2 tRNA genes and 3 rRNA genes are annotated in these 5349 nt (G+C 48.9%); all 5 read right to left on the bottom strand.

The features are described from left to right. Nucleotides 1-9: 9 nt before the first annotated feature. The 5 genes from rrf to JZ787_RS17850 all read right to left on the bottom strand — a co-directional run bounded on the left by rrf (nt 10) and on the right by JZ787_RS17850 (nt 5346). Nucleotides 10-124, bottom strand: a 5S ribosomal RNA gene (rrf, locus tag JZ787_RS17870). Between the two features lie 170 nt (nt 125-294). Next, nucleotides 295-3188 (bottom strand): 23S ribosomal RNA (locus tag JZ787_RS17865). A gap of 338 nt (nt 3189-3526) precedes the next feature. Beyond that, nucleotides 3527-3602, bottom strand: a tRNA-Ala gene (locus JZ787_RS17860). 68 nt (nt 3603-3670) lie between these two features. Continuing rightward, nucleotides 3671-3747: transfer RNA gene (locus tag JZ787_RS17855), tRNA-Ile, on the bottom strand. A 61-nt stretch (nt 3748-3808) separates the two neighbouring features. Then, nucleotides 3809-5346 (bottom strand): 16S ribosomal RNA (locus tag JZ787_RS17850). The 16S, 23S and 5S rRNA genes sit together here with 2 tRNA genes alongside, the layout of an rRNA operon. Nucleotides 5347-5349 lie beyond the last annotated feature (3 nt).

Raw genomic sequence — 5349 nt, 5'->3', positions numbered from 1 at the left:
GAATTAATGAGCTGGCGATGACTTACTCTCACATGGATAACTCCACACTACCATCAGCGCTAAGAGGTTTCACTTCTGAGTTCGGGAAGGGATCAGGTGGTTCACTCTTGCTATTGTCGCCAGCACAACTGTTTATGACTATTCGTTGGGTCTTATTTACACATTGTGTATGCCTAACTTTCATCAAATGAGTTATTAACAGGTATATTTGAGTTGGATATTGTATCTAGCTTTATAACTAAATCAAGTTGTTTGCAGTGATTTGAACCACAACACCAACTGTTTGGGTGTTGTATAGTCAAGCCTCACGAGCAATTAGTATTGGTCAGCTTCACATATCACTATGCTTCCACATCCAACCTATCAACGTCGTAGTCTTCAACGGCTCTTTAGAGGACATAAAGTCCTAGGGAAATCTTATCTTGAGGTAGGCTTCCCGCTTAGATGCTTTCAGCGGTTATCCCTTCCGAACATAGCTACCCGGCGATGCGACTGGCGTCACAACCGGTACACCAGAGGTTCGTCCACTCTGGTCCTCTCGTACTAGGAGCAGATCCTCTCAAATTTCCAACGCCCACGGTAGATAGGGACCGAACTGTCTCACGACGTTCTAAACCCAGCTCGCGTACCTCTTTAAATGGCGAACAGCCATACCCTTGGGACCTGCTTCAGCCCCAGGATGAGATGAGCCGACATCGAGGTGCCAAACACCGCCGTCGATATGAACTCTTGGGCGGTATCAGCCTGTTATCCCCAGAGTACCTTTTATCCGTTGAGCGATGGCCCTTCCATACAGAACCACCGGATCACTAAGACCTACTTTCGTACCTGCTCGACTTGTGGGTCTCGCAGTTAAGCGCGCTTTTGCCTTTATACTCTACGCGTGATTTCCGACCACGCTGAGCGCACCTTCGTACTCCTCCGTTACTCTTTAGGAGGAGACCGCCCCAGTCAAACTACCCACCAGACATGGTCCTCGTCCCGGATAACGGGACAGAGTTAGAACCTCAATATTACCAGGGTGGTATTTCAAGATTGGCTCCACCGAAACTAGCGTCTCGGTTTCAAAGCCTCCCACCTATCCTACACAAGTAAGATCAAAGTTCAATGTCAAGCTGCAGTAAAGGTTCACGGGGTCTTTCCGTCTAGCCGCGGGTACACCGCATCTTCACGGCGAATTCGATTTCACTGAGTCTCTGCTGGAGACAGCGCCCCCATCATTATGCCATTCGTGCAGGTCGGAACTTACCCGACAAGGAATTTCGCTACCTTAGGACCGTTATAGTTACGGCCGCCGTTTACTGGGGCTTCGATCAAGAGCTTCGCTTACGCTAACCCCATCAATTAACCTTCCAGCACCGGGCAGGCATCACACCCTATACGTCCACTTTCGTGTTTGCAGAGTGCTATGTTTTTAATAAACAGTTGCAGGGGCCTGGTTTCTGTGGCTGCCAATAGCTCAAGGAGTAAATCCTATCACCGTCGGCAGCGTACCTTCTCCCGAAGTTACGGTACCATTTTGCCTAGTTCCTTCAGCAGAGTTCTCTCAAGCGCTTTGGTCTACTCGACCTGACCACCTGTGTCGGTTTCGGGTACGATTCCTATGTAACTGAAGCTTAGAGACTTTTCCTGGAAGCATGGTATCAGCCACTTCACTGTACAAGTACAGCTTGCTATCAGTTCTCAGCATAGAGTACCCCGGATTTGCCTAAGATACATGCCTACAACCTTCCACCTGGACAACCAACGCCAGGCTGACTTAACCTTCTCCGTCCTCTCATCGCATTACATAGAAGTATTGGAATATTAACCAATTTCCCATCGACTACGCCTCTCGGCCTCGCCTTAGGGGTCGACTCACCCAGCCCCGATTAACGTTGGACTGGAACCCTTGGTCTTTCAGCGTGCGAGTTTTTCACTCGCATTGTCGTTACTCACGTCAGCATTCGCACTTCTGATACCTCCAGCATACTTCTCAATACACCTTCATCGGCTTACAGAACGCTCCCCTACCACTTGCAATAAATTGCAAATCCGCAGCTTCGGCATATAGTTTTAGCCCCGTTACATCTTCCGCGCAGGCCGACTCGACTAGTGAGCTATTACGCTTTCTTTAAAGGGTGGCTGCTTCTAAGCCAACCTCCTAGCTGTCTATGCCTTCCCACATCGTTTCCCACTTAACTATAATTTTGGGGCCTTAGCTGGCGGTCTGGATTGTTTTCCTCTTGACTACGGACGTTAGCACCCGCAGTCTGTCTCCCGGATAGTACTCATTGGTATTCGGAGTTTGCATCGGTTTGGTAAGTCGGGATGACCCCCTAGCCGAAACAGTGCTCTACCCCCAATGGTATTCGTCCGAGGCGCTACCTAAATAGCTTTCGGGGAGAACCAGCTATCACCGAGTTTGATTAGCCTTTCACCCCTATCCACAAGTCATCCCCTGGCTTTTCAACGACAGTGGGTTCGGTCCTCCAGTTAGTGTTACCCAACCTTCAACCTGCTCATGGATAGATCACCCGGTTTCGGGTCTACACCCAGCAACTAAACGCCCTATTAAGACTCGATTTCTCTACGGCTCCCCTATTCGGTTAACCTTGCTACTGAATGTAAGTCGCTGACCCATTATACAAAAGGTACGCAGTCACCGAACAAGTCGGCTCCCACTGCTTGTATGCATGCGGTTTCAGGATCTATTTCACTCCCCTCACAGGGGTTCTTTTCGCCTTTCCCTCACGGTACTGGTTCACTATCGGTCAGTCAGGAGTATTTAGCCTTGGAGGATGGTCCCCCCATATTCAGACAAGGTTTCACGTGCCCCGCCCTACTCGACATCATCATATAAGCCCTTTCGTGTACAGGACTATCACCCACTATGGTTGCACTTCCCAGAGCATTCCACTAGAACTTATATGACTTAATGGGCTTTTCCCCGTTCGCTCGCCGCTACTGAGGGAATCTCAATTGATTTCTTTTCCTAAGGGTACTGAGATGTTTCACTTCCCCTCGTTCGCCTCGTATGACTATGTATTCATCATACGATACCTGCCTTATGACAGGTGGGTTTCCCCATTCAGAAATCTCCGGATCACAGGATATTTGCCGCCTCCCCGGAGCTTATCGCAGGCTATTACGTCTTTCATCGCCTCTGACTGCCAAGGCATCCACCACATGCACTTAATTACTTGACTATACAACCCCAAACAGTCGTAGCACCTACAAGTAGCACTAGGACAGATCGATTGCTCGATCATACAGTTTGTTGTTCTGTGTACTTAAACACTGTACAGCTTCAATTCAATTCACATACCAAAACGCTTGATTCAGTTAATTTCGCTAGTAACTCATTTCTTTAATCTTCATCAATCAGTAATAAATCACTGTTAATGTCGATCTTAAAAACGAGTATGAACAAATTATTTCAACTCAAATATATTCTGTTAATGATTTTTCCAGCCTTCGTCAGGTCAGGAAACTGCGATAAATCACAGAAGTTAATAAGCTTTAACTTACTAAGTTCTATAATCTATGGTGGAGACTAGGAGAGTCGAACTCCTGACCTCCTGCGTGCAAAGCAGGCGCTCTACCAACTAAGCTAAGTCCCCAGCTTATCAATAAGTCAATGTTTCTGTTTTTCTGTATTCAGCATTTAACAATGCTTGTTAGTCAGATTTGGTGGGTCTGACAAGACTTGAACTTGTGACCCCACGCTTATCAAGCGTGTGCTCTAACCAACTGAGCTACAGACCCTCAGATACATCGTCATGAAGAACAACTTGTTGTGGATTCTTACCAATCGTCAATCTTTCGTTAAGGAGGTGATCCAGCCGCAGGTTCCCCTACGGCTACCTTGTTACGACTTCACCCCAGTCATCGGCCACACCGTGGTAAGCGTCCTCCTTGCGGTTAGACTACCTACTTCTGGTGCAACAAATTCCCATGGTGTGACGGGCGGTGTGTACAAGGCCCGGGAACGTATTCACCGCGGCATTCTGATCCGCGATTACTAGCGATTCCGACTTCATGGAGTCGAGTTGCAGACTCCAATCCGGACTACGATCGGCTTTTTGAGATTAGCATCCTATCGCTAGGTAGCAACCCTTTGTACCGACCATTGTAGCACGTGTGTAGCCCTGGTCGTAAGGGCCATGATGACTTGACGTCGTCCCCGCCTTCCTCCAGTTTGTCACTGGCAGTATCCTTAAAGTTCCCGGCTTAACCCGCTGGCAAATAAGGAAAAGGGTTGCGCTCGTTGCGGGACTTAACCCAACATCTCACGACACGAGCTGACGACAGCCATGCAGCACCTGTATGTAAGTTCCCGAAGGCACCAATCCATCTCTGGAAAGTTCTTACTATGTCAAGACCAGGTAAGGTTCTTCGCGTTGCATCGAATTAAACCACATGCTCCACCGCTTGTGCGGGCCCCCGTCAATTCATTTGAGTTTTAGTCTTGCGACCGTACTCCCCAGGCGGTCTACTTATCGCGTTAGCTGCGCCACTAAAGCCTCAAAGGCCCCAACGGCTAGTAGACATCGTTTACGGCATGGACTACCAGGGTATCTAATCCTGTTTGCTCCCCATGCTTTCGTACCTCAGCGTCAGTATTAGGCCAGATGGCTGCCTTCGCCATCGGTATTCCTCCAGATCTCTACGCATTTCACCGCTACACCTGGAATTCTACCATCCTCTCCCATACTCTAGCTTCCCAGTATCGAATGCAATTCCTAAGTTAAGCTCAGGGATTTCACATCCGACTTAAAAAGCCGCCTACGCACGCTTTACGCCCAGTAAATCCGATTAACGCTCGCACCCTCTGTATTACCGCGGCTGCTGGCACAGAGTTAGCCGGTGCTTATTCTGCGAGTAACGTCCACTATCCAAGGGTATTAATCTCGGTAGCCTCCTCCTCGCTTAAAGTGCTTTACAACCAAAAGGCCTTCTTCACACACGCGGCATGGCTGGATCAGGCTTTCGCCCATTGTCCAATATTCCCCACTGCTGCCTCCCGTAGGAGTCTGGGCCGTGTCTCAGTCCCAGTGTGGCGGATCATCCTCTCAGACCCGCTACAGATCGTCGCCTTGGTAGGCCTTTACCCCACCAACTAGCTAATCTGACTTAGGCTCATCTATTAGCGCAAGGTCCGAAGATCCCCTGCTTTCCCCCGTAGGGCGTATGCGGTATTAGCATTCCTTTCGGAATGTTGTCCCCCACTAATAGGCAGATTCCTAAGCATTACTCACCCGTCCGCCGCTAGGTCGTATAGCAAGCTATACTTCCCCGCTCGACTTGCATGTGTTAAGCCTGCCGCCAGCGTTCAATCTGAGCCATGATCAAACTCTTCAGTTAAAA

Source organism: Acinetobacter sp. BWR-L5, from assembly GCF_039655985.1.
Taxonomy (GTDB): domain Bacteria; phylum Pseudomonadota; class Gammaproteobacteria; order Pseudomonadales; family Moraxellaceae; genus Acinetobacter; species Acinetobacter johnsonii.
Note: the sequence above shows the minus strand (reverse complement) of the source record. Positions and strands in the feature narration are given on the sequence as shown.